Annotated in this window: 23 protein-coding genes; all 23 read left to right on the forward strand. The window is 51.5% G+C overall.

Annotated features, from left to right (window positions below):
- Positions 1–181: 181 nt before the first annotated feature.
- Entirely contained in the window at positions 182–1,264 is a 1,083-nt protein-coding gene (locus FP815_00280) for an N-acetylneuraminate synthase (protein ID MBA3013376.1), read from the forward strand.
- Positions 1,254–2,306, forward strand: a complete 1,053-nt coding sequence (locus FP815_00285; GenBank protein MBA3013377.1) for an SDR family NAD(P)-dependent oxidoreductase — start codon at positions 1,254–1,256, stop codon at positions 2,304–2,306. Before FP815_00280 ends, FP815_00285 begins: the two co-directional genes overlap by 11 nt.
- Positions 2,307–2,426: 120 nt before the next feature.
- Entirely contained in the window at positions 2,427–3,107 is a 681-nt protein-coding gene (locus FP815_00290) for a hypothetical protein (protein ID MBA3013378.1), read from the forward strand.
- Positions 3,104–5,170 (forward strand): aminotransferase class III-fold pyridoxal phosphate-dependent enzyme, encoded by a 2,067-nt coding sequence (locus FP815_00295; GenBank protein ID MBA3013379.1) that lies wholly within the window; start codon positions 3,104–3,106, stop codon positions 5,168–5,170. Before FP815_00290 ends, FP815_00295 begins: the two co-directional genes overlap by 4 nt.
- Positions 5,171–5,338: 168 nt before the next feature.
- On the forward strand, positions 5,339–6,796 hold the full coding sequence (locus FP815_00300) for a hypothetical protein (protein ID MBA3013380.1): 1,458 nt from the start codon (positions 5,339–5,341) through the stop codon (positions 6,794–6,796).
- 45 nt (positions 6,797–6,841) lie between these two features.
- Positions 6,842–7,525 carry a hypothetical protein gene (locus tag FP815_00305; GenBank protein ID MBA3013381.1) on the forward strand — a complete coding sequence of 228 codons (684 nt, stop codon included), beginning with the start codon at positions 6,842–6,844 and terminating at the stop codon, positions 7,523–7,525.
- Positions 7,526–7,598: 73 nt separating this feature from the next.
- Positions 7,599–8,936: an O-antigen ligase family protein gene (locus tag FP815_00310; protein MBA3013382.1), complete on the forward strand. Its 1,338-nt coding sequence runs from the start codon at positions 7,599–7,601 to the stop codon at positions 8,934–8,936.
- Positions 8,937–8,952: 16 nt separating this feature from the next.
- Positions 8,953–9,750 carry a class I SAM-dependent methyltransferase gene (locus tag FP815_00315; protein MBA3013383.1) on the forward strand — a complete coding sequence of 266 codons (798 nt, stop codon included), beginning with the start codon at positions 8,953–8,955 and terminating at the stop codon, positions 9,748–9,750.
- A 464-nt stretch (positions 9,751–10,214) separates the two neighbouring features.
- The gene (locus tag FP815_00320; GenBank protein MBA3013384.1) at positions 10,215–11,327 is read left to right on the forward strand and encodes a glycosyltransferase; all 1,113 of its coding nucleotides are present in this window, start codon (positions 10,215–10,217) and stop codon (positions 11,325–11,327) included.
- A gap of 26 nt (positions 11,328–11,353) precedes the next feature.
- A complete protein-coding gene (locus FP815_00325) occupies positions 11,354–11,971 on the forward strand; it encodes a class I SAM-dependent methyltransferase (protein MBA3013385.1) in 618 nt (205 codons plus the stop codon).
- Between the two features lie 261 nt (positions 11,972–12,232).
- Positions 12,233–13,174 (forward strand): SDR family oxidoreductase, encoded by a 942-nt coding sequence (locus tag FP815_00330; protein MBA3013386.1) that lies wholly within the window; start codon positions 12,233–12,235, stop codon positions 13,172–13,174.
- Positions 13,171–14,226, forward strand: coding sequence for a glycosyltransferase family 4 protein (locus FP815_00335; GenBank protein ID MBA3013387.1), 1,056 nt, complete (start codon positions 13,171–13,173; stop codon positions 14,224–14,226). Before FP815_00330 ends, FP815_00335 begins: the two co-directional genes overlap by 4 nt.
- A 417-nt stretch (positions 14,227–14,643) precedes the next feature.
- Positions 14,644–14,904, forward strand: a complete 261-nt coding sequence (locus FP815_00340; GenBank protein MBA3013388.1) for a hypothetical protein — start codon at positions 14,644–14,646, stop codon at positions 14,902–14,904.
- Between the two features lie 66 nt (positions 14,905–14,970).
- Positions 14,971–16,851: an asparagine synthase (glutamine-hydrolyzing) gene (gene asnB / locus FP815_00345; protein ID MBA3013389.1), complete on the forward strand. Its 1,881-nt coding sequence runs from the start codon at positions 14,971–14,973 to the stop codon at positions 16,849–16,851.
- 26 nt (positions 16,852–16,877) lie between these two features.
- Positions 16,878–17,879: a methyltransferase domain-containing protein gene (locus FP815_00350; GenBank protein MBA3013390.1), complete on the forward strand. Its 1,002-nt coding sequence runs from the start codon at positions 16,878–16,880 to the stop codon at positions 17,877–17,879.
- Between the two features lies 1 nt (position 17,880).
- Positions 17,881–19,038: a glycosyltransferase family 4 protein gene (locus FP815_00355; protein MBA3013391.1), complete on the forward strand. Its 1,158-nt coding sequence runs from the start codon at positions 17,881–17,883 to the stop codon at positions 19,036–19,038.
- Positions 19,035–20,168 carry an N-acetyl sugar amidotransferase gene (locus FP815_00360; GenBank protein ID MBA3013392.1) on the forward strand — a complete coding sequence of 378 codons (1,134 nt, stop codon included), beginning with the start codon at positions 19,035–19,037 and terminating at the stop codon, positions 20,166–20,168. Before FP815_00355 ends, FP815_00360 begins: the two co-directional genes overlap by 4 nt.
- Positions 20,168–20,779 (forward strand): imidazole glycerol phosphate synthase subunit HisH, encoded by a 612-nt coding sequence (hisH, locus tag FP815_00365; GenBank protein ID MBA3013393.1) that lies wholly within the window; start codon positions 20,168–20,170, stop codon positions 20,777–20,779. Before FP815_00360 ends, hisH begins: the two co-directional genes overlap by 1 nt.
- 3 nt (positions 20,780–20,782) lie before the next feature.
- Positions 20,783–21,565, forward strand: coding sequence for an imidazole glycerol phosphate synthase subunit HisF (gene hisF / locus FP815_00370; GenBank protein ID MBA3013394.1), 783 nt, complete (start codon positions 20,783–20,785; stop codon positions 21,563–21,565).
- Positions 21,566–21,600: 35 nt separating this feature from the next.
- Positions 21,601–22,629, forward strand: a complete 1,029-nt coding sequence (locus FP815_00375) for an NAD-dependent epimerase/dehydratase family protein (protein MBA3013395.1) — start codon at positions 21,601–21,603, stop codon at positions 22,627–22,629.
- Between the two features lie 275 nt (positions 22,630–22,904).
- Positions 22,905–24,011, forward strand: coding sequence for an SDR family oxidoreductase (locus FP815_00380; GenBank protein MBA3013396.1), 1,107 nt, complete (start codon positions 22,905–22,907; stop codon positions 24,009–24,011).
- Position 24,012: 1 nt separating this feature from the next.
- Positions 24,013–25,146 carry a UDP-N-acetylglucosamine 2-epimerase (non-hydrolyzing) gene (locus tag FP815_00385; GenBank protein MBA3013397.1) on the forward strand — a complete coding sequence of 378 codons (1,134 nt, stop codon included), beginning with the start codon at positions 24,013–24,015 and terminating at the stop codon, positions 25,144–25,146.
- A gap of 6 nt (positions 25,147–25,152) precedes the next feature.
- The coding region (locus FP815_00390; GenBank protein MBA3013398.1) for a glycosyltransferase family 4 protein at positions 25,153–25,305 on the forward strand (153 nt) is incomplete at its 3' end.

Consider the following 25,305-nt stretch of genomic DNA (forward strand, 5'->3'; position numbering starts at 1 on the left):
TGGGGTCATTACTGTTGGTTTCGGAAATTCTTCTATTTCGGTACTTTCAGAAACAACGGTCTTTGAAACCCTTATAAATGTGATTGTGGGGAAAAGCGATTTTTTGTGTCGAGGTGGATACAAAAAAGAGGTGTGCATATAAATGACGATATCCTGCTGCAACACAAAGATCGGAAAAAAGATGATTAACAAGCCATCGTCTGTTATCCATATCGATGGAAAGAGGATCAGCCGAAACGATCCAGTCTATTTCATTGCGGAGATCGGCTCTAACTTCGATCGCGACTTGAGCCGCGCAAAGGACCTTATCTATCTTGCAAAGGAGGCAGGTGCGGACGCCGCGAAGTTTCAGCACTACACTGCCGACTCTCTGGTCAGCGACCATGGGTTCAAGCAGCTCGGTAGTCGGCAATCCCATCAATCCTCTTGGAAGAAGTCGGTCTTTAAGACATACCAAGATGCATCGCTGAATCGTGATTGGACAGCCGTTTTGAAGCAGACCTGCGATGAAGCTGGCATTACGTTTTTAACGAGCCCCTATTCTCTTGAGCTTGTGGACTACGTCGATCCGTTTGTTCCAGCCTTCAAAGTTGGGTCTGGAGACATTACTTGGCTTAAGATCATTGAGCGCATGGCGTCAAAGGGCAAACCGCTGTTGCTGGCGACGGGTGCGTCGGATTTGGTAGACATCCAGCGAGCCGCAGATGCGGCGCTCGCCGTCACAGCCGATCTAGTTCTACTCCAGTGCAATACTAATTACACCGCAGGCCAAGAGAACTATTCTTATCTACAGCTCAACGTACTCCGCGAGTATGAGACTCTGTACCCTGGTATTCTCTTGGGGCTGAGCGATCATATGCCGGGACATGTTTCGGTTCTCGGTGCTGTTGCCTTGGGCGCACGGGTGATCGAGAAGCACTTCACCGACTCCACCGATCGTGACGGCCCGGACCATCCTTTCTCCATGACGCCCACGACGTGGCGAGAAATGGTTGATCGGACCCGGGAACTCGATGCGTCACTGGGTGACGGTCGGAAGAAGATTGAGGAGAACGAGCGCGAAACCGCCATCGTGCAACGCAGGTGTATTCGTGCGAGTCGCGACCTCGAAATGGATACGTTTTTGTGTGAGGATGATCTGGCAATGCTTAGGCCCTGTCCTGAGGACGGGATCGCACCATTCGAGTTTCACAAGCTGGTGGGGAAAAAACTCAAGCGAAGAGCGAGTTGCGGCGCATATCTTAAGTGGGAGGATGTTGTTTAAAATGATCGACAGAAAAAGTTCCCAATCTTCACAGAAGAATATGATTCCAGCGAATTCACGTGTCCTCGTTACCGGTGCATGCGGATCTGTTGGTTCCGCATTGGTGCATCGCCTTCTCGAAGAGGGACACACGGTTTGTGCCTTCGACCAGAGCGAGGATGGTCTCTTTAAACTCGATCAGGAGTTGAAGGATGGAGGTTGCCGGTTGAGGTTGTTCCTCGGGAATATACGGGACGAGGATCGCGTCCGGCGTGCCATGGACGGAGTGAAAATCGTATTTCATTGCGCTGCCCTGAAGCACGTCTACATATCGGAATATAATCCGTTCGAGGCGATGCAGACAAACATAGTCGGCACCAACAACGTAATTCAAGCAGCGATCGCGGCTGGAGTAGAGCGCGTGGTATTCACGAGCAGCGACAAGGCGGTCAATCCGACGAGTACGATGGGTGCGACAAAACTTCTCGGAGAGCGGTTGTTCATCGCTGCCAACCATTTTGCTGGCAGCCACAAAACTAGATTTGCATGCGTACGTTTCGGCAACGTCCTGAATTCCAACGGTTCGGTTCTACAGATATTCAGGCGTCAACTCGACAACAACCTCCCGCTGACGATTACTTCGGCGGGCATGACCCGCTTCTTTATCTCAATGGCTCAGGCCGTGGACTTGTGCCTGAATGCCGCCTTGCGCATGGTGGGAGGGGAGATTTTCGTGACGAGCATGGGCAGCTGTGACATCATGAGCCTCGCAAAGGCGGTAAGTGGGGAGCGTCCGTTTCAGTTTATTGAGATCGGCCACAAGCCCGGGGAGAAACTCTACGAGGAATTGGTTACTGAAAACGAGGCGCCGCGCACAGTACTAGACGGCAACACATATGTGGTCCTGCCCGACACGATTGACATAATGCCTGACGATCTGCGCGCCAAGTACACCGCGTATGAGAAGCTTCCGCTGCTCAGCACATCTCTACGCTCAGACGAAGAACTGCTATCGGAGACAGAGGTCGCTTCTATGCTTCGCTCCGCGGGACTGATCGGATAAGCACGTCAATACACCTTACTAACTCGCCAACGTCAAATGTTAAAATCATCTTCACCGTCTTTGTCAGGGCATTTTACGCGCCTCGGGAAAGCGTATAACGAAGTAGGAAACCGCACTTGGTTGCTTCAGGACTTCATCGGTTCGGATCTCGATATTTCCAGAAACCTCTTTACACCGGAAAGCTTGGCCACTCGCCGGCCTCGCCCAAAGGAGTTGGAGGTTTTCGCTCTGCTTTCTGGGCTACCCTTTTGCGTTGAATTTACTGACAAGCTGGTCGAGGCGCAACGACAGATATCTGCGGTGCTCGGCGAATGCTTGCACTACTGGGTTGCGCCGGAGAACCTTGGGGTGGAGTACTGCGTATTCAAATGGCCGACAGACGCATGGAAAGAGGAATGGCTCGGCGTAATCCACGAAGTGCTCGCCTCGATTCCGCAGCCATCGTTTCGATTTACCATCGGTGGCGTGCAGATCAATCCCGATGGTTGCGTGGTCGCGAAGGGCTTTGATGAGGATGCTGTTTTCTCCCAGATTCGGGAGCAACTTAAGGTCGAGATTCCCTTCCTCCCCGCAAAGCAATCGGGATGGGCGCACGTGCCCTTGGGGCGAATCTTGGAGCCGCTCGGTGTCGAGCGATTCGCGAAGCTCGCTCATCTGGTGAGCACGATGTCGAATCTGCCGATAGCCACGACAAAAATCAATTCGATGAAGCTTATTCACGAGACGCGGTGGTATATGGAAGAAAAGACCATACATGCTGAGTATCCGCTCGCCAGTGCTTCAGGCGGGTCCGGGTCATGATCGCGCACCCCCGAGTCGTCGCAGTCATCCAGGCACGGATGGGGTCCACTCGACTGCCCGGAAAGACCATGATGGATCTGGCAGGCACTCCGCTGCTGGTTCGGCTTCTTCGACAGTTGGCTGGCGCGTTTTCGCTTGACGAAGTCGTCATCGCGACGAGTATCGACCCGACAGACGACGTGATCGCGCAGTTTGCCGTGGGGCGGGGTGTCCGTGTGATTCGCGGTTCCGAACAGGATGTGCTCAGCCGATACGTCTTGGCTGCGGACGCGGCCGATGCCGATGTCGTTGTCCGCCTCACGGCCGATTGTCCGCTTCACTCGCCGGATACAGTTGACGAGGTAGTGCAGGCTTTTCTCGGGGCTCGTGTCGACTATGCCTGCAACACGAACCCGTATACAAGGCCTGATGGTCAGGACGTTGAGGTGTTTTCGCGCGATCTTTTGAATCGCGCTTCGGCGGCAGCCGAGAGCGGTCCAGATCGCGAACATGTTACACCGTGGATGCGCCGGAATGCCGACGTTGTTAGATTTGATGTGCTGCATCGCCCGCCGCACCAACCATCGCTGCGCTGGTCCGTCGATCATCCCGACGATCTGCAGTTCGCGCGTTCTGTTTGGTCCTGCCTCGATCGGCGTGGTCCAGGCCCTTTCAACTTCGAGGAAATCATGTCTGCTGTCATCGAAAGTGGTGCGACTCAGGGTAAAGCGATTATCAATGAAGGTTTTTATCTTTCGCTGATCAAGGCGGCTTCGGCTGAAGCTGCTCCACCGCTCGTGCTGGACAAGAGCTTTTCTTGGCTTGAGCGGAGCGAGCGGGTGATTCCTGGCGGCGCCCAAACCTATTCGAAAAGCTGGCGCCATCACATCCGTGGGGTAACGCCAATCTTTTTGGATGAGGGAAAGGGCGCGATAGTCAGGGACGTGGACGGAAACCACTATGTGGACCTGATCCAGGGCTTGCTTCCCAATATCCTTGGCTATGCGCATGACGAGGTCAATCGCGCGGCGCATGATCGCGCCTGTAAAGGTCACAGTTTCTCGCTCGCTCACCCGATCGAAGTGGAACTTGCTGAGAGACTTTGCCGACTCATTCCGTGCGCCGAAATGGTTCGGTTCGGTAAGAATGGCTCGGATGCGACGGCTGGAGCTGTGCGCGTTGCGCGCGCATACACGGGGCGTGAGCATGTTGCCGTTTGCGGCTATCACGGCTGGCAGGACTGGTTTATAGGCACCACTTCGCGCTCGGCGGGGGTGCCGAAGGCAGTTCGAGAGCTGGCGCATCCATTTCCCTACAACGATCCGGATGCGCTGGACGCTTTGCTGGCCAGTAAGCCGGATCAGTTTGCGGCAGTGATCATGGAACCGGTCAACTTCAACTGGCCAACGCCAGGCTATCTTGAGAAGGTGAAGGAGATCGTCCATCGCCATGGAGCCTTGCTGATCTTCGACGAGATATGCTCGGGTTTCCACTTTGGATTGGGAGGGGCTCAGCAACTCTTCGGTGTCATGCCGGACCTTGCGACCTTTGGCAAAGCCATGGGCAATGGTTGGGCTATCAGTTGCATCGTTGGCCGACGTGACGTCATGCACGTTTTCGAGGATGCCTTCGTAAGTTTTACCTTCGCGGGTGATGTCTCTGCGATGGCGGCGGCTATGAAGGTGCTGGACATCCTCGAATTCGGTGAGGCCTATGCCCGCATGACCGCAGCGGGCACTAAATTGTTCGATGGTGCACGGGTCATGGCGGCGGCCACGGGGCTCCGGGACTCATTTCAGCTTAAGGGACATCCGCATTGGGCACTTTTCTCGTTCGTCGACGAGAACGGCGTCGATGATCCGGCGACCAGGGCGCTTTGGGTGCAAGAGGTTACTCGTCGAGGCGTATTGATCCTCACCACCTTCAATATTTCAGCAGCTCTCGATGAATCATCAGTAACGACAGTGCTCTCTGCTTTTGCGCATGCCTTTAAGCGAGTTGCGCAGGCTCGATCTCTCGGTGCCCATCCTGAGTCTTGGCTTGACGGACCTATTCCCATCCCGGCGTTCCGAGCGCGTGGATAGCGATACATACCCTGCCAGTGATCGGGCGCTGCTAGAGCCGCCATCGCTATGGGGGTACTGTGATAATGATGGCATCACCTTGATGAAGATTTAACCGCCTGCTTGCTCCCTGAAAGTACACCCAGTGAAAACACTCGGAGAACTGCCTACAGCACTCGAAAAAATGGCGTGAGTGAGAACAAACCTCAACAATTGGCTGACGACAACATGAAATTTAAAGTCTTTACCGTAGGTTGGGAGCCGTATTTCATAGATTCCCTTCTCGCTCCCATAGAAAAGCATACTGGGTTTGATTTCATCCATGGTCTAGTCGGAGATGCATCGCGAATTTCTTACGCTCAAAAACAATTTCCGCAACTGAAGTTCGTCGCATTATCGAAGACCAAGGAGGATCCGCTGCCTGCTCCCGACCATGAGTTGCTGGCGAGTCTGGAGGGTGTTGGCATACCTACAGTTAAAAGTATGGTACAGGGCGATCCTTATATTAGACACCGCTCGGAGCGTGAATCGCTTGGCTATGCAACGTTACTTGCTCGCTCAATACAGAAAAACATTAAAAAACTGCAACCTAACGTTGTGCTCGCATCATTCGATTGTATTCACTCGGGTATCAGTTTGGCTGTCGCAAAGTCTTTGGGTATCCCTTGGGTGGCAATGGCATTTCCGGTTATTCCAGACAATCTGACCGGTTTTTGTTTCGGTTTAACTCCAAATATGATCGTGCCTATTTTGCGGCCAGTGGATGATGGGTTGAAGAGGGATGCTAAAGCCATCATTCAAAATGTGAGGTGCGGTGGGCAGCGTGTGATAGCATACCGGGCTCCTGTTTCTTTCAAGAATTGGGTGCAGCAATATATACTGCATGGATCAAACTTTATTAATCGGGTTTTAAAAAGAAACGTTCATGGAGTAGATCGATTTACGGCCCCGACATTATGGGAACGGACAAGAGATATTGTTCGACGATCTATTAATAGTTTTTTCTTGCCGTCAGGCAGTATGTTGAGTGTGCCTCCATCAGGACGTTATGTTTACTTCCCGTTTCATATGTCACCAGAATCAATGGTTGATACTTGGGCGCCTTTCTACCAGGATCAGATTTCTTTTATCACTCAATTATCGCTTTCCATGCCCGCCGATGTTGAATTGGTTGTCAAGTTACACTTTAGTGATCCAGCCAACTATAGCCGTTCGCAATTGCAACGGTTAATGCATCGTCATCACGTACGTGTCGCTAGTCCCTTTGTCCCCAGCCTGCCATTCCTTGAGCGGGCTTCCCTTGTAGTTGGAATTACGGGTACATCTAACCTCGAGGCTGCCTTGCGTGGTAAGCCGGTTTTGATTTTCGGTGATTCGCCCTACCAACATTTTCCACGAACTGAGCGTGCAAAGCGTCCCGATGAGCTGTATGAACAGATTCGGCGTATGCTCGCACTGCCACATCCAACCGAGGAAGAGATTGTTGATGCCTATGCTGCCTATATGGCGCGTTACATGTCGGGTCGAATCAATGATTGGGGCCGACCAATCAAGCCGGAGGAGCTAGGCCAGTTCGTTAATTGTTTCCATGCTCTTCGTTCTTATGTCGAGGATCCCGTCAATCGCGCGAGCTACCGTCATTTGTGAGTGGGCAGGTTGGATTAAAAATATAAAATACTTGGCGGAGTCAATATGAATATCATGCTGCTACTCAATAAACTGGTTAATGGCTTTTTGAATGTGTTTGGTTATGAAATGAGAAAGAAACATGCAGAATTTTATCTGCACGAATATTCTTCATATGAAGAATACAGATACGTGCAGGAATTCCACAACAAGAGAAAGCTTTATGACGTTTGGGCCGACGAGACGACGCTCGATATTGTGATTGAGAAAGTTAAGAATGAATTTCCAGGAAACAAATCATTGTTTGCTATTTGTCACGGCACCAGAAATGGGTTCGAGCAAAACTACATTGCAGATAAACTTGAAGTCGAAATCATCGGTACAGATATTTCTGAAACAGCAAGTCAGTTTTCAAGATCGATGCAATGGGATTTCCATGATAGCAATGATAAATGGATAGATAAGTGTAATTTTGTATACACTAACTCGCTTGATCAAAGTTGGAAACCGCAGGTGGCGTTATCGACTTGGCTTGATCAGTTACAAAAGGGAGGCTTGCTCTTCATAGAGCATACTGAGGCGCACGGCCCTCAAGGTGCAGGCCAAATGGACCCTTTTGGAGCCAATCCTTACTATTTGCCTTATCTATTGTGTGACTGGTTTAAACATCGTATAGCGATAGAAATTATCAAATCTACCAAATCAAATAACGCCAATAAGGTTTGGCTGTTTGTCGTTAAAAAAAATTAGCCTTGCGCCAAGGATGAGCTAGTGTGTTCTGCTGCCGTCCCTGTGCCTGAGTAGCCTCAAGGACTCTTCTCTGATGCCAAGCGCCATCCAGATATCGTCGGTCAAAATCAGCGTTCCCGAACGTCTTCTGGTTGCGTTCATTTTGTTCTACGGCGCATTAGTCTTCTGCCTTCCGGTGCCGTTTTCGGAGGAGGTCGCTCAACAGTATCCTTGGTGGGCGAAGAGAATAGGCATTGGCAATGTTTTGCTCAACGAGATTTTCTTTATTTTGTGGGTTGCTATATATGGTTGGCGTTTCGTGCAACGGGCGCTGCTAAATGTCGGTGTCCCTACAAGGCAGGCAGCTGTCTGCTTAATCGTCCTTGCACTTTGGTGTGGCCTGATTTCACTGGACGCGCCTTTGCCACTACAGGATATTGGCCGGACCTTCAGGCTCTTGCTCTTGGCAGTAATGCTGATAGCGGTGGTTCGATGGACACGGCAAATGGGCGATTTCCCCTTGTTCATGCTGATTCTGGGGGTTTTCGCAGGAACGGTCATCAATTTGGTGGAGTCATTCCAAAACCCTTTTATCGTGAATGGAATCCTGTTGTTGCACGGGCAAAACACACCTGGAGTCTGGATGGCCATAGCCATTCATCTTGCGGCGTGGCTTTTCTTCCGTTCTACAAATTGGATGGTCCAGCTCTTTTCGATCGCAACAGCGTTAGTGTGTGCATTCGGGGCTGGCCTCAGCTATTCGCGTATTGGGTGGGTGTCTGGTGCCTTGGGCCTCGCCGCATGGGGTTACATCTTTTTTTTAGCAAGGCAACGCGGTTATTTTGCAAGGGGTTGTGTGAGGCGTATCCGCATCTCATGGTTACCCCTTCTTCTGGTTTTCTCGTTAATAGGTTTGTGTTCCCCCGGTGTGCGGGAGAACCTGCAATCGATCCAAAGCCTAATTCAGCGGAAGGATTGGGTGGTTAGTGACAGCAACATGCAAAGAGCAAGTTATTTTATTGGTACGGTCGAGATTATTGCCAAGCACCCCTTCGGTGTTGGGTACTCAGGGTTTTATGATGCCATGACGGCGACCGATGTTTACAGGAGCGATAAAGCCGCACAGGAGGCATCACCAGCAGAAGCCAATCCACATGCTACCTTTCTCTGGTACACCACTACGGGTGGCGTTATCGGGGGCATGCTGGCTGTAATCTTGTTTTTATTGTTATTGCGAAGTATGCGCATTGGGCTTATCCGTTCATTTGAACGGTCCGGGCGGATATTATTCTATCTCATTGTCGGTCCGATGTTTTTGATTGGCATGACAGTGCCTTACCTTTATAATAGCACAATCTTTATTGTACCGGTCGCTATCGCTGCCGGCTGGGGTTGGTCGCGGCCATTGGAGCAGGCCACATTCGTAAATTAAATTGGCGACTATCCATATGCGAAAAAAACTCTACGATCCCCTCCACCATCGATTGCTGTATCTTGACTGTGAGGCCAATGAGCAGTTCTGGGATCAGAAATGGGAAACATCGGCGAAGGCCACTTTTTCCAGCCCACCTCGCCACGGTTTGACCGTCCGCATTACGCGCCGTTATCTGCCGACCGGATCACGTGTGCTGGAGAGTGACTGTGGCCTTGGCGATGTGGTCTATGCGCTTCACAATGCCGGGTATGAGGTCGCCGGTATCGATTATGCGCCGAAGGTCGTGCGGGCAATTAACGAAAATTGGCCCCATCTGAATGTGACCGTAGGCGATGTGCGTCATCTCCCTTGTGAGGATGGTTTCTGCGATGGCTACTGGTCTTTTGGCGTGATAGAACACTTCTCCGAGGGTTACGACGCTATTGCGTGCGAAATGCGGCGCGTGTTGCGCACGGGTGGTTATCTCTTTCTAAGCTTTCCCTCGTTCAATCCATTCCGTCAGTCACGCGCTGCGGCAGGAAAATATCCGCAATTATCGGGAGATATTGGGACGATGACCGATTTTTATCAGTTTGCGCTTAACCCATCCGATGTGCAGGCAAAGTTTGAGTCTCTTGGATTCGCACTGGTAGAGCATCGAGGTTCAAGTTCGTTGATGGGGCTTATCGAAGATTGGCCTAATATTGCGGCTGCTCAGCATTTTCTTGACCATTTCCCTTCACGGGTAGGGACTGGCATCAGTATGGTCATGGATCTGATAATCGGCCGGTATGTTGGGCACTCTTCCTTGTTAATTCTTCGAAAAAAATGATTCGTTGGCCGTTTTTTTAGTCCACCGATAGCAGGATATTTCATGGATTTCGTCGTCAGCCAAGGTGGTGGTAGGAGTGTGGCCATTGGCTCATGAGTCGTACGTTAATATTAACGAGGCACGGAATAGCTTGTTGCAACGTGTCGAGGGATTTTATAATCGTAAATATCGTCATTCACACACACTTGAGAGATATTGCGCTTGATGTGTTTGAGGATATAGCAGCATGAATATCCCTGCCGTTTTTTAGGTACTATTCAAAGGCATTATGATAAGCTCGTTTGCATTACTCGATAGTTCTATTGTTACCTCGAAGAGGTAGTCGTGGACGTACCGCAATCCTGAATGATATTTAATAACCAAAGTGCCTGTTACCGTAAGGTTACAGGGGATAATTTATCCATAAAGCGGATATGTAATCTCCTGAATCTCCAGGTTTTCTATCGATCGGAAAGTTGTCAAAAATGAATAATGGTAGATTTGGAGTTTTTTTCGACCCCACAAAAACAACGTCAGGTCAGCGATTCTATCGGGATCTTTGCGCGGCATTGAAGACTAGGTCAATTCCGCTCGATGAAAAGCCTAGCGCAATTCTATTTAATATCTCAGCGCCAGTTAGCGAAATCGTGAAAGCGAAGATAAGGGGGCAAAAAGTAGTCCTTCGAGTCGATGGCCTTTGGTGGGACAGAATCTCGCCTGCATTTTTGGAGAATTTCTGGTGGCCCACACGGATGTTACTGACATTCTTTGCGCGCTTCAAAATGACGCAAAATATAACCTCTGATATTGCCAACCTTCTTGATGACAACTATACAGGGTTTTTCCGCATTCTATTGGCAGACCATATTGTTTATCAATCTGTTTTCTCTAAACAGGTGCATCAAAGGTATTTCCCAAATAAAAATCATAGTGTAATCGGAAATGCTTCGAGGTCGCGTCAGGACATCATTTCTAGTGACTATCATGAAACAGATCTTTTGAAGTTGTGTGTGATTTATAGCGAAGCTCCAGCAAAGGGAATTTATCAGATTCTAAAGTTTGTTAAATGGTTGAGTGAGGTAAAACATCTTCCTGTAAGGCTTTACGTTGTAGGGTTTAATGGTAAGGTGCCAAAATACGCACCAGATGATATGCAGTCCTTAATCATGAATTCTGGACTCGTGGATATTTATCCGCCTTTTGATGATTTTGATCCAAAGGTGACTAAAATTCTTTCTGAAGCGCATTGTTGTTTGTGTTTTTCTTTCCGAGATCCGTGTCCGAACGCGGTTGTTGAAAGCATGGCTCATCATTTACCGGTCGTAGGTATAGCAAGCGGGGGCGTTCCGGAGATAGTCCATGATGCAGGCGAATTGATCGATTGGGATGATTGGAAAGACGGACATTTCGCTGCCCACCGCTACGAATTTCAAGAAAAAGACATTGATTTCGAACAGATGTTTTCAGCCTTAAATAAAGTATTAAACAATCTAAATCTGTATCGGATGAAGGTTCGGCAGCGACTTCTTGATGATTTAGATGTTGATGTCTGCGCTGAAAGGTACGCGCAAGTTCTCGAAAAACTTGCGCAAGAATAAAACGAATTTACAAATAATTGAGGATCATGATGAACAGAAGGTTTAATCACTTAACTCCGCAGTATATCAGAGATCGCCTGTTTGTCTGGTGCTACGAAGTAATAAATCCGGAGCAACCTTGGCTCACTTCGCGCTCGATCTGGTTGCTTAATGAGTTGATAAAAAGAGATGATATTGGAGTTGAATTTGGTTCCGGCCGATCAACATTGTGGCTTGCAAAGCGCATGAGACATCTCACGTCAGTCGAAAGTGATAGCGTCTGGTATGAGAAAGTAAGGAGCCTTATTCACTCAGCAGGTCTTTCATCGGTAGTAGATTATCGTAAGTATGATAACGAGTCTGAGTATGCACGTCAAGCTACGCTATTTACCGATAATTCAATTGATTTTTGTTTGATTGATGGCGTAGCTAGAGATCAATGTGCGCTCACAATGTTATCAAAAATAAAATCTGGCGGAATAATTGTTGTTGATAATATAAATTGGTATTTGCCGAATGATCACACCCGTTCACCAGATTCTAAGCGTTCTCGAGATGGTGCTGCATCCGATATTTGGGCTGCTTTTGCAAAGGAAGTATCTGTGTGGCGTCATATATGGACAAGCAATGGGGTGTTTGATACGTGCATTTGGTTCAAGCCCTAATTGCTTCTTGAATATCACTGACGGCCTCCTTGGATAATCACAGGTTATTTGTAACTTCATCTGTTATCTTGAAACTCTGCCACGCGGACCTGGTAGAGAAGATGTAGCTGTTGCTCGGCAACCCCAGTGATTCGGAAAACATATTGCTGAGAAGGTAACTCGGTGGATATGGTTCGATGGCTTTGGTGTAGCGACCCGGGCGCGGAGTTTTTTCCCCGCCTGGGATGAACTAACAAACATGTAATCAACAAAGGGAATCAAATGCAACGTGTTTTAGTCACCGGTGGTGCAGGTTTTTTGGGTTCGCATCTCTGCGACCGCCTAATCGCGGATGGCCATGATGTGTTGTGCGTTGATAATTTTTTCACCGGCACGAAGCCAAATGTCACTCATTTGCTTTGCCATTCGAATTTCGAGATGATACGTCACGATGTTACTTTCCCACTCTATGTGGAAGTGGATCAAATTTACAACCTTGCGTGTCCCGCTAGCCCCATTCATTACCAGCACGACCCGGTACAGACGACCAAGACCACTGTTCATGGGGCAATTAATATGCTGGGGTTGGCCAAGCGAGTGAAGGCGCGAATTCTGCAAGCTTCTACAAGCGAAGTTTATGGGGATCCTGAAATACATCCACAACCAGAACACTATTGGGGGAGGGTTAATCCGATCGGCCCCCGCTCCTGTTACGACGAGGGCAAGCGCTGCGCTGAGACGCTGTTTTTTGACTACCATCGCCAGCACCAGTTGGACATCAAGGTTGTGCGTATTTTTAACACCTATGGACCGCGTATGCACCCCAATGACGGGCGGGTAGTAAGTAATTTTATCGTGCAGGCGATTCGCGGTGAAGACATCACCATTTATGGCGACGGTCAGCAGACTCGTTCTTTCTGCTACGTGGACGATATGATAGAGGGTTTTGTGCGCGTGATGCACAGCGAACCCGGTTTTACTGGCCCGGTGAATCTGGGTAATCCGGGTGAATTTACCATGCTGGAGCTGGCCGATAAGGTGCTGGAGTTGGTGGGCTCGAGATCTAAATTGGTGTTTATGCCTCTGCCCACCGATGATCCCAAACAGCGTCAGCCTGATATTTCGTTGGCCGGAGAGAAACTCGATTGGCACCCCACCGTCTCACTGGAAGACGGGCTCAAAGAAACTATCAAGTATTTTCAGCAGTTACTGTCGGCCCGATGAAAATCCTTTATCTTTATGCCGAGGTCACGGGCTACACCATGGCCACGATCCGTGCGCTGGTGGAGCGCGGTGCCGAGGTGCATGTGGTACACTGGGATCACAAAAAACTCACCCCCTATCAGGCCCCGCCGTGCTCTAATGTGCATATGTACAAGCGATCGGAGATGAGCATTGAAGCTATTCAGTGCTTGGCGGAAGAATTGTCCCCCGCGATTACGGTGATATCTGGTTGGGAGGATAAGGTCTATATGGCGGTAGCCCGTCGGCTGCGATCGCAAGGCCGAATAGTCGTGACTGGTTTTGATGATCAGTGGCACGGGACTTTGCGGCAGAATGTGGCTGCTGTGTTGGGTAGCTTGGGTTATTTCTCTCGCTATTATTCGCATGCGTGGGTGTCAGGAGCCTATCAGTTCGAATATGCACATCGATTGGGGTTTGATAAAAAAAATATCATCTATGACCTTTATAGTGCTGACTTGTGCCTGTTTGAAAAGGCCTATCAGGGGAGTTTTCAAGAGAAACAACAAAGCTATCCCCATCGATTTTTGTTTGTTGGTCGATTTGAGCCGATCAAGGGGCTGGATACCTTGTTGAAAGCCTGGCAGACGTTGGGTGACAGCAAACGTGACTGGGAATTGCTCCTGATCGGCAATGGCTCATTAAAAGCGACTCTGCAAGACAAGCCTGGGGTGGTGGTAAAGGATTTCATGCAGCCCGAGCGGCTGATGGAAGAGGTTGCCCATGGCGGTTGCTTTATTCTTCCCAGTCGCGGCGAACCTTGGGGGGTGGTAGTTCACGAGTTCGCGGCAGCTGGCATGCCACTCATCGTCTCCGATGTGGTTGGTGCGGCGAGTACCTTTCTGATCTCCGGTCTGAATGGCTACTCGTTCAGGACCAATGATGCCGATGCATTGGCAGGACGAATGCTACAGATAATTGGTTCATCTAATCAGGAAATGATGACAATGGCAGAGGCCTCACATATGCTCTCACATCGGATATCGCCCCAGACTTCGGCGGCTAATTTACTATCAATCGCAATCCAAAATTGACATGACAGAACAGAACAAACTTTATGTGCAGTACGGCGCTGGGAATGAAGCAATCCCGGGTTGGTTGAACTTCGATGCTTCGCCCACACTCCGTATTCAAAAAATCTCCATTTTGGGAAGATTACTGCGATCTAAACTTAATTGCGTTTTTGATAGCGACATCCAATATGGCGATATTGTAAAAGGATTGCCTCTAAAGCCCGAGAGTGTGGACGGACTATTTTGCTCGCACGTTCTCGAGCATCTTTCATATGTGGATTGCTTGACAGCTTTAAAGAATTCTTTTGCATATCTCAAGTGGGGGGAGGGATATTTCGTATCGTGGTCCCAGATTTGGCTTACCACATCACAAATTATCGACAGGCGCAAACATCGGGTGATTCTAATCGGATTACAAAGGCGTCTTACGAGTTCTGTATGGGCACGTGTTTAGGAGTGAAAGAATCGAGAAGTAGTATCCGTCGCCGATTGGTCGAAGCGTTCGGGGGAAGTGCGCACCGTTGGATGTGGGATGAATCTGGCTTGACTCTTGCCTTGGCCGATCATGGCTTTGTCGAAATCAAAAGTTTTCAACAAGGCGTGTGTGAGGACGAGATGTTTTTAAGGCCGGAGCGGAATCATCAGTTTGGGAATCCGGAAACACCCGAGGGTCTTGCCATTGAATGTCGCAAACCCTGATTGATTAAATCATGCTTCTGTAGCTCTCCCAACGCCCCTTAATCATTCAATTATAAGTATACCTTCATGTGTGGTCTAGTCGGAATCGCCTCCCATAATCCCCAACCCGATAGTGGTTGGCTCCGCATCGCCCGGGATACTCTGACCCATCGCGGTCCGGACGATGCCGGAGAGTGGTGGTCGGCGGATGGCCGTGTGGGGTTGGCCCACCGGCGCCTGTCGATCATGGATCTCACTCCAGCCGGGCATCAGCCTATGCACTTGGCAGAGCGAGGACTCTCCATCGTCTTCAACGGTGAGATCTACAATTTCCAGGAGCTGCGCGGCGAGCTGAAGCATTGCGGCTATGCCTTCCGTTCTTATAGCGATACCGAGGTGCTGCTGGCAGCCTATGACGCCTGGGGTACAGAGTGCCTCTCGCGGCTAAATGGCATGTTTGCCTTTGCCCTCTACGACGGACCGCGTGGTTTGCTTTTCTTGGCTCGCGATCGTGCGGGGGAAAAGCCGCTCTTCTATCGTCTGGATGGTGGCGCTCTCTATTTTGCTTCGGAACTCAAGGCACTGATGTCCCATCCTGCCCTGCCGCGGCGCATCGACTCGGCGGCGTTGGACTGTTATCTGGCCATGGGTTTCATCCCAGGCGATCGGTGTATCTTACAGGGCTTTAACAAGCTGCCCCCGGCCCATGCCATGACCTTCGACCTGCGTCAGGATACGGCTCGGGTGTGGCGTTACTGGCAGTTGCCGGAGCTGGCCCTCCAGGCTTCCGTTGGCGGCGCGGTGGATGAAACCGTGTTGCTGGATGAAATGGAGGCCCTACTGGAAGATTCTGTTGGGCGGCAACTGGTCGCGGATGTGCCGGTGGGTGTGCTGCTCAGTGGTGGGGTGGATTCCAGCCTTGTCACCGCGATGGCCGTGCGTCGCTCCAGTCAGGTGCGTACCTTCAGCATCGGCTTTCCCGGCCACGGCAAGTTGGACGAGACCCCTCACGCACGCCTGATTGCCCGCCATTTTGGCACCGAGCACACAGTACTTGTGGCCGAGCCCACGACGGCTGATCTTATCCCCCGCTTGGTGCGGCAGTTCGACGAACCGATGGTGGATTCGTCCATGATCCCCACTTGGCTGGTGAGTTCATTAGTGCGTCAGCATTGCACCGTGGCCCTGGGGGGCGATGGGGCCGATGAGTTGTTTGGAGGGTATGACCACTACAGCCGCCTGTTATGGATGCAGCAGCGCTTGCCACGCATCCGCGGTTTGCTGGGCCACGAGGTTGCGCTGGCTGCGGAGTACCTACTACCGTTAGGTTTCGCGATGAGCAATATCCGGACTTGGCTCATGGCGTTGGGCAACGATTTGCGGCGTGACCTACCGTCAATCGCAAGCTTTTTTGACCCCACCAACCGTCGAAAATTGATGCACGGCCATGCCGGTTATGCCTTGGAGGCCGAAGACATCCGTTGTGCGCGCATCCCCGCCCAGGCTAACCTGTTGCAGCGGGCGACACGCATGGATTTCACTGACTATTTGGCTGAAGACATCTTAGTGAAGGTGGACCGGGCAAGCATGCACAATTCCCTTGAGGTGCGTGCGCCGTTTTTGGACTATCGGCTGATCGAGTTCGCCTTTGGGCGAGTGCCGTCGCACCTCAAGGCCACCGTGAGCGACAAGAAAATCCTGCTCAAGCGCCTCACCGCCCGCGTGCTACCGCCGGAATTCGACAAACAGCGCAAGCAAGGTTTTTCTATCCCGCTAGACGAGTGGTTGAAGGCCGGGCCGTTTCGCGACTTATTCTGGGACACCCTGTTGTGCCCCGATTGTCTGTTCGATACACGCACGATACAGGGGTTGCTGAAAGGGCAGGATCGGGGATTGCGTAACGGTGAGCGCCTGTTCGCCTTGGTGCAGTTCGAGCTGTGGCGGCGGGAGTATGGGGTGGGGATGTGATAAACAATGACGAAAAGGACGAAACCATGAAACCCGCACTCTTGGCACGCTTGCGTTGCCCCCAAAGCGGCCAGCCCCTGATGCTGGAACCGCTGAAAACGGCAGTATCGTTGGGCGCAGGCACTGAGGATTACATCAACAGCGGCTGGTTGGTGAGCGAAGATGGTCAACGTCGCTATCCCATACGCAACGGCGTTCCCCGTTTCGTGCCGGAGTCCAACTATGCCGATAACTTTGGTTTGCAGTGGAACCATTTCTCCAAAACCCAGCTCGACAGCCATTCCGGCCATACGATCTCGGCCGAGCGCTTCTGGAAGGCCACAGCTTGGCGCTCAGCCGAGATGAAAGATCGCTGGGTTTTGGATGTGGGTTGTGGCTCCGGGCGTTTCGCAGAGATAGCACTAAGCAGCGGAGCGCAGGTTGTTGCGCTGGACTATTCCAGCGCGGTCGATGCCTGCTACGCCAATCTGCGGCACCACCCGAATCTGCATGTGGTGCAGGGCGATATCTATGCCTTGCCTTTTGTGCCTGAATCCTTTACTTTTTTGTATTCGCTGGGCGTGCTACAGCACACCCCTGATGTAGCAAAGGCTTTTGCGGCCTTGCCGCCCATGGTTGCAGGGGGGGGACGACTCTGTGTTGACTATTACGAGAAATCGTTCAAAAGTCGGCTGCTACCCTATTACTGGCTGCGTCCGCTGACCCGGCGGATGGATAAGCCGCAAATGTTTGCCCTGCTGAAACGACTGGTGCCACTGTTATTGCCAGTAAGTCGCGCTCTGGGCCGCATTCCCGTGGCTGGCAAGCTGCTCAAGCGACTGGTCCCCGTGGCCAATTACGAAGGGCTGTTGCCGCTCAGTGAAGTTCAATTGCGCGAATGGGCGTTGCTCGACACCTTCGATTGGCTATCGCCGACCTACGACAACCCACAGAATGCAGCCACTGTACGGATGTGGCTGGAGCAGGCGGGCTTGAAGGAAATCGAGGTGCTCAAAGCCGGACATCTAGTCGGGCGTGCGCGCAAGTAAGATGCTTCTTGGTATCAACGCATCCCGCGCCCGTTCTGGTGGAGCAAGGGCACATTTGATTGGCATCTTGACAGAGGGTGATCCTATATCGCATGGTTTTATCGAAGTGCATGTTTGGAGCTATCGGGAACTGATTGATGCGTTGCCCAACCCATCCTGGCTGATTAAACACTACCCAACAGAACTAGAACGGTCGATGCTTCGCCAACTTTGGTGGGAGCGTTTTTCTCTGCCCAAGGCTTTGCGCCGATCAGGCTGCGATGTGTTGCTGAATGTGGATGCCGGTACGGTTTGCCGCTTTCATCCGGCGGTGACGATGAGTCGTGATATGCTTTCCTATGAGCAGGGGGAAATGCAGCGTTTTGGTTGGAGCAAGGCTCGCATGCGTTTGGGTCTGCTGCGCTATATGCAGAACGCTTCGCTGCGGGCTGCAACGGGAGCCGTGTTTCTGACTCGTTATGCTGCGGGGGTGATCCAGCAATCTTGTGGGGCGCTAGCCCGTGTGGGCCTCATTCCCCATGGCGTAGGTGCCGACTTTTCCGATGTCGTGTTAACGCGGCCATGGCCGACAAATGCCAAAGGCCCTATTCGCAGTCTGTATGTGTCGAATGTGGCGCCCTACAAACATCAGTGGTATGTAGTTCGAGCAATCAGGTTGCTGCGGGACCGTGGCTTCGATGTTCAATTGACCTTGACCGGTGGTGGCAATGTTGATGCTCTGACAAAATCACAAAAATGGCTCGATGAGGAAATCGAGTTGTCCGATCCGAAGCATTTGTTCGTGCGGGAAGTAGGCTATGTCCGACAGAGTGAATTACCAAGCTTGTTAAGCGAGGCGGATATTTTCATCTTCGCCTCCAGTTGTGAAAACATGCCTAATACCCTTGTAGAAGCCATGGCTGCCGGCCTTCCCATTGCCTGCTCCGATCGCGGGCCCATGCCCGAGGTGCTGGAGGATGGCGGTGTTTACTTCGACCCGGAGAATCCCGAGTCCATCGCTAAGGCGATCGAGCAAATAATAACCAACGCTGAGCTGTGCATGAGTATTGCTCGGCGAGCCAAAGAGCTCGCGGGGCAATACTCGTGGAACCGTTGTGCAGAAGAAACTTTTGCCTTTATCGCCGAGACATATCGTTTGAAAAACGACCGGAACTTATGAAATATCAAATCTGCACCAAAACGGTGATGGACACATCTGTCCCGGGCATCACCTTCGACAAGGATGGAATCTCAAGTCATTACTGGGAGTTTCACAAGGTAGTACAGCCCAACTGGCACCCGGACGAGTCGGGCAGGCAGGAACTTGAGCGACACGTAGAGACAATCAAGAAAGCCGGCAAGGGTCAGGATTTCGACTGTTTGCTGGGCCTGAGTGGCGGGGTGGATAGTTCCTATATGCTGCATAGCATGGTGACGCAGTTCGGCCTGCGACCGCTGGTGTTTCATGTGGATGGCGGCTGGAATTCCGAACTGGCGGTTCACAACATCCATGTGTTGGTGGACAAACTGGGGCTGGATCTCTACACCGAGGTCATCAACTGGGAAGAAATGCGGGACTTCCAACTGGCCTGGTTCAAGTCGGGCGTCCCCCACATTGACATTCCACAGGATCATGCCTTCATTGCAGTGCTATACCAGTTCGCGGAGAAATATGGCATCAAGACTATATTGAATGGCGGAAATATCTCGACAGAGTGCGTGATCATGCCATCACAGTTTTATTACTGGGGCACAGACATGGCCCAGATTCGTGATGTCATCAAGCAGTTCGGCACGGTCCCGATGCGAACCTATCCGTTCAGTTCTGTGTATCGCCACAAACTCTACCTGCGTTATTTCAAGGGAGTGAAGGTCCTTAAACCACTTAACTTCATGCCTTACACGAAACAGTTGGCCGTTGATCTGTTAGCAAAAGAATACGGCTGGAAACCATACCCGCAGAAGCACTTTGAATCACGCTTCACCCGCTTTTATGAGGGGTATTGGCTGCCGACCCGATTCGGCTTCGACGTGCGTCGTTGCCAATTCTCCAGTCTGATCTTGACCGGACAGATGACCCGGAATGAGGCATTGCACGAACTCGATAAACCACCCTATGACCCGGCATTCATCACCCAGGACTTCGAATACATCGCTACCAAACTCGGCATTGCGCCGGATGAACTGCGTGGCTACCACGAGATGCCCAAGAAGTTCTACTGGGATTATCACAACCAGCAAAAACTGTTGGGGCTGATTGAAAAGACAGTTTCTTTGCTAAAAATCGGCCGCCGCGGCGGCGCCTTTTGATGATTACCCTTATCAACTACGGCTTGGGCAACATCCAAGCTTTTGCCAACATATACAAACGCCTGAACATCCCCGTCCAGGTGGCGCAAACCGCAGACGAACTGGCCGGGGCGGACAAGATTATCCTTCCCGGCGTCGGCGCCTTCGATTGGGCCATGCAAAAACTCGAGGATTCCGGCATGCGCGAAACTCTAGATGAATTGGTGCTGAAACAGCAGAGTCCTATTCTTGGAATCTGCGTGGGCATGCAAATGATGGCCAAACGCAGCGACGAGGGGGAGTTGTCCGGTTTGGGGTGGTTTGATGCTGAAGTGAAGCGTTTTGATGAAGCCCAGTTCCAGCACAAAACTCACCTGCCGCACATGGGCTGGAACGATGTGACACCATCGGCGAATAATTGTTTGTTCGAAGGGCTAGAGGCGCCGCGTTTTTACTTTTTGCATTCCTACTATTTTGCCCCAGGCGATCCGGCGCAGACACTGGCTACCACCGACTACAACGGGTCATTCACCTCGGCGGTCTGCAATGAGCACATCTTCGGGGTGCAGTTTCACCCGGAAAAGAGCCATCAGTGGGGCGTGCAGTTATTGAAGAATTTCGCTGAGTTGTAAATGATGCTCCGACCTCGAATCATTCCTTGTTTGTTGGTACATAACGGCGGCTTAATCAAAACCGTCCGTTTCGCAGAACCGAAATATGTCGGGGACCCGATCAACGCAGTTCGCATCTTCAATGAGAAAGAGGTCGATGAATTGATCGTCGTCGACATCGACGCCACCGTCTTGGGGCGCGAACCGAACTACGCCCAGATCGCTAACCTTGCCGCTGAGTGCCGCATGCCGCTGTGCTACGCGGGCGGGGTGAAGACGGCTGAGCAGATTGAACGCATTATCAGTCTGGGCGTGGAGAAGGTAGCCCTCAGCAGCGCTGTGGTTCAGTCGCCGGAACTGATCGCCGAGGCGTCCCGGCGGGTGGGTAACCAGAGCATTGTGGTAGTGATGGATGTGAAAAAGGCCGGCCTCTTGGGGCGCTACGAACTCTTTACCCACAACGGTAGTTGCGCCACCGGCCTCAATCCGGTGGATTTTGCCCGCAAGGTCGAGTCGCTGGGAGCGGGAGAAATCCTGGTCAATTCCATCGACCACGATGGTGTGATGAAGGGCTACGATTTGTCGTTGATCGAGCAGGTGCGCGAGGCCGTCAGTGTGCCGCTGTCGGTACTTGGTGGGGCGGGTAGTCTCGCAGATATACAGGGTCTGATCCGCCGCCACGGCATCATCGGCGCTGCGGCTGGCAGTCTGTTCGTCTTCAAGGGGAAGTACAGGGCAGTGTTGATTCAGTATCCGACCCGTGTAGAGAAAGATACTTTATGTGCTGAAGCTACTGCTTTTTTGTAACTCTCTAAATTGAACTATTCAGGAAAATTTTGCTTATGTTTAAAAACAGCATTCTTTTAATCACCGGCGGCACCGGTTCCTTTGGTAATGCCGTACTGCGTCGCTTTCTTGATTCCGATCTGTGCGAGATCCGTATTCTCAGCCGCGACGAAAAGAAGCAGGACGACATGCGCAAGAAGTACCACGATCCGAAGTTGAAGTTTTACATCGGGGATGTGCGGGATTACCAATCGGTGCTCAATGCCGTGCGCGGCGTGGATTTTATCTACCACGCCGCGGCGCTGAAGCAGGTTCCGTCGTGCGAGTTTCACCCGCTGGAGGCCGTGAAAACCAATGTGCTGGGCACTGAGAATGTGCTGGAGGCGGCCATCACCTGCGGCGTGAAGCGAGTGGTGTGCCTGAGTACCGACAAGGCGGTATATCCGATCAATGCCATGGGTATCTCCAAGGCGATGATGGAAAAGGTGGTCGTGGCCAAGTCGCGCACCAGCAATTTTACCGTGATCTGTGCCACGCGTTACGGCAATGTGATGGCCTCGCGCGGCTCGGTAATTCCCCTTTTTGTCGACCAGATTCGGGCAGGAAAGCCCATCACCGTTACTGATCCGCACATGACCCGCTTTATGATGACTCTAGATGACGCAGTGGATCTCGTTCTGTATGCTTTCGAGCACGGCAAGCCAGGGGAGATTTATGTGCAGAAGGCACCAGGAGCCACTATCGAAACACTGGCGCATGCCTTGACGGACCTTTTGGGTGTTCCTAGGCATGAGGTCAACATCATCGGCACCCGCCATGGCGAAAAGCTCTTTGAGGTGTTACTCAGCCGTGAGGAGATGGTCTCCGCCGAAGATCTGGGGGGCTACTACCGTGTGCCGCCCGATTTACGTGATTTGAACTACGGCAAGTTTGTTGAGCAGGGCGAAATCGAGATCTCCAAGGCGGTCGAATATAATTCACATAACACCACCCGGCTGGATGTTGTCGGCATGCAGGAGTTGTTAATGAAATTGCGCTTCATGCGGGCGGCTGCCCGCGGCAATTACATCGAGCCCGAGGAGTAATGCGCGTGGAATTACAAATGCGTGGCTTGGTCACCGTCGCCCTCGGTTGCACCTCTGTCGAGATGTTTGCCTGCGAGACGGGAAACCCCGCCGTCATCAGATTTGCATGACTTGAACTATGGCAAGTTTGTTGAGCAGGGCGGGGTGAAGATTTCCGAGGGAGGTACAGCTCTAATAACACGACGCATCTGGATGTCGAGGCGCATGAAGCCTTGCTTGAAGCTTACTTTCGTGCAGGCCCGCTCGTGGCGAGCATGTTGACCCGGAGGAATGATATGCGCATATTGGTGACGGGCTCGCAGGGGTTTATCGGCAAGAATCTGGCTGTTCGCCTTGGGGAATTGCCGGGGGTTGAGGTGGAGCGGTTTGGCCGCGAGGATGATCTCGTTGCTCTAGTTGAGAAAATTCAGCGGGTAGATGCGGTTGTGCATCTTGCGGGCGAAAATCGTCCAAAGAATGTCGCTGATTTTGTAACGGGGAATGCGTCCTTGACGGCGTCGCTGTGCGCGACCATTCAGGCATCAGGGCGTAGGATTCCGCTTATTCTAGCTTCGTCCATCCAGGCGGAATCGGCCAACCCCTATGGGCAGAGCAAGCGTGCGGCGGAAAAGGCTGTGGAGCAGCTTGCGTCACAAACCGGCAACCCCGCGGTGATTTACCGCTTGCCCAATGTATTCGGTAAATGGTGTAAGCCCAACTACAATTCGGTGGTGGCGACCTTTTGTCATAACATTGCCCATGATTTATCGATTCAGATTAATGACCCTTCGGCGCAGTTGCGCTTGGTGTATGTGGACGATGTGGTGTCTGAATTTTTGCGTGCGCTTGAGGCTATGGCAGATGGAGCGCGTTGGGGTGAGGTGGTGCCGGAATATACCACCACCTTGGGCGAGTTGGCCGAGCAAATTCAGGCTTTTAAGGACTGTCGAAGTAGTCTGGTTTCCGAACGTGTTGGGTCAGGATTGGTGCGCGCCCTCTATGCGACGTATATGGGTTACTTGCCTCCTTCCAGGTTTGCCTATGACTTGCCTCGTTATGGTGATGAACGGGGGGTATTTGTCGAAATGCTAAAAACCCCCGATTGCGGGCAGTTTTCTTGTTTCACGGCGCACCCGGGTGTGACGCGTGGTGGGCATTATCATCATAGCAAAATCGAGAAATTTCTGGTTATCAAGGGTTCGGCGCGCTTTGGTTTTAGGCATGTCGTGACCAACGAGATGTATGAGATTTTTACGTCGGGTGATGTGTTTCGGGTGGTGGAGACGGTGCCGGGCTGGACACATGACATCACGAATGTGGGCGAGGAGGAATTGGTGGTGATGCTCTGGGCCAGCGAGATTTTCGACCGCGCCCATCCTGACACAATTACTTGCAAGGTTTGAAATGAAAAAGATGAAAATCATGACCGTGGTGGGGACGAGGCCGGAGATTATTCGGTTGTCACGTGTAATAGCGCAGTTGGATGAGCATACTGAGCATGTGTTGGTACATACTGGGCAGAATTATGACTACGAACTTAATGAGATCTTTTTTAAAGATTTGGAAATACGTAAGCCCGACCATTTTCTTAATGCTGCCGGTGCTAATGCTGCCGAGACCATTGGTAAGGTTATTATTGAGGTGGACGCTGTACTTGCCACTGAGCTGCCAGAAGCGGTGCTGATCTTGGGGGACACTAACAGTTGCTTGGCGGCAATCCCGGCGAAACGGAGAAAGATCCCCATATTTCACATGGAAGCTGGCAATCGTTGCTTCGATCAGCGGGTGCCGGAAGAAACGAATCGGAAGATTGTTGACCACACTGCGGACGTAAACTTGGTTTACAGTTCGATCGCGCGGGAGTACCTCTTGCGGGAGGGGTTGCCTCCGGACCGGATCATTAAGACTGGAAGCCCGATGTGTGAGGTGCTCGCCTATTATCGTGATGGCATTGAGGGCTCCGATGTGCTACAGCGGTTGGGCTTGGTGGATGGCGACTTCTTCGTCGTTAGCGCTCACCGGGAAGAAAATATTGATTCGGACCAGAATTTTAGCAAATTGGTGATGTTACTCAACACGATAGCAGAGCACTACGGAATTCCGGTCATCGTCTCCACCCACCCGCGGACGCAGAAACGGGTTGAGGCGATGGGCGCCATGTTTCATGCCAATGTGCAATTGCTCAAACCGCTGGGTTTTAAGGATTACAACAAGCTGCAACTCACTGCCAAAGCAGTGTTGTCAGACAGCGGCACCATTAACGAAGAGTCTTCCATTCTCAATTTTCCAGCCCTCAACCTCCGAGAAGCGCATGAGCGGCCAGAAGGTATGGAAGAAGCTGCCGTGATGATGGTTGGGCTGGAGACCGATCGTGTGATGCAGGCCTTGGCCATTCTGGAAAGCCAGCCGCGTGGCGACGTGCGCTTGCTTCGCCAAGTGGGTGACTACAGCATGCCGAATGTGTCAGACAAAGTGGTGCGGATTATTCATAGCTACACTGATTATGTGAACCGTGTGGTGTGGAAGAAAAACTGCTGAAGCACTGTGAGAATTTTAATCGTTAGTCAATATTTTTGGCCTGAAAATTTCCGGGTGAATGATTTAACCCAGGAACTGGTGAGTCGCGGTCATAGTGTGACGGTGTTGACGGGTATTCCAAACTACCCAACAGGCAAGGTTTTTGACGTTTTCAAGGAA

It is taken from the genome of Desulfobulbaceae bacterium, from assembly GCA_013792005.1.
Classification (GTDB): Bacteria; Desulfobacterota; Desulfobulbia; order Desulfobulbales; family VMSU01; genus VMSU01.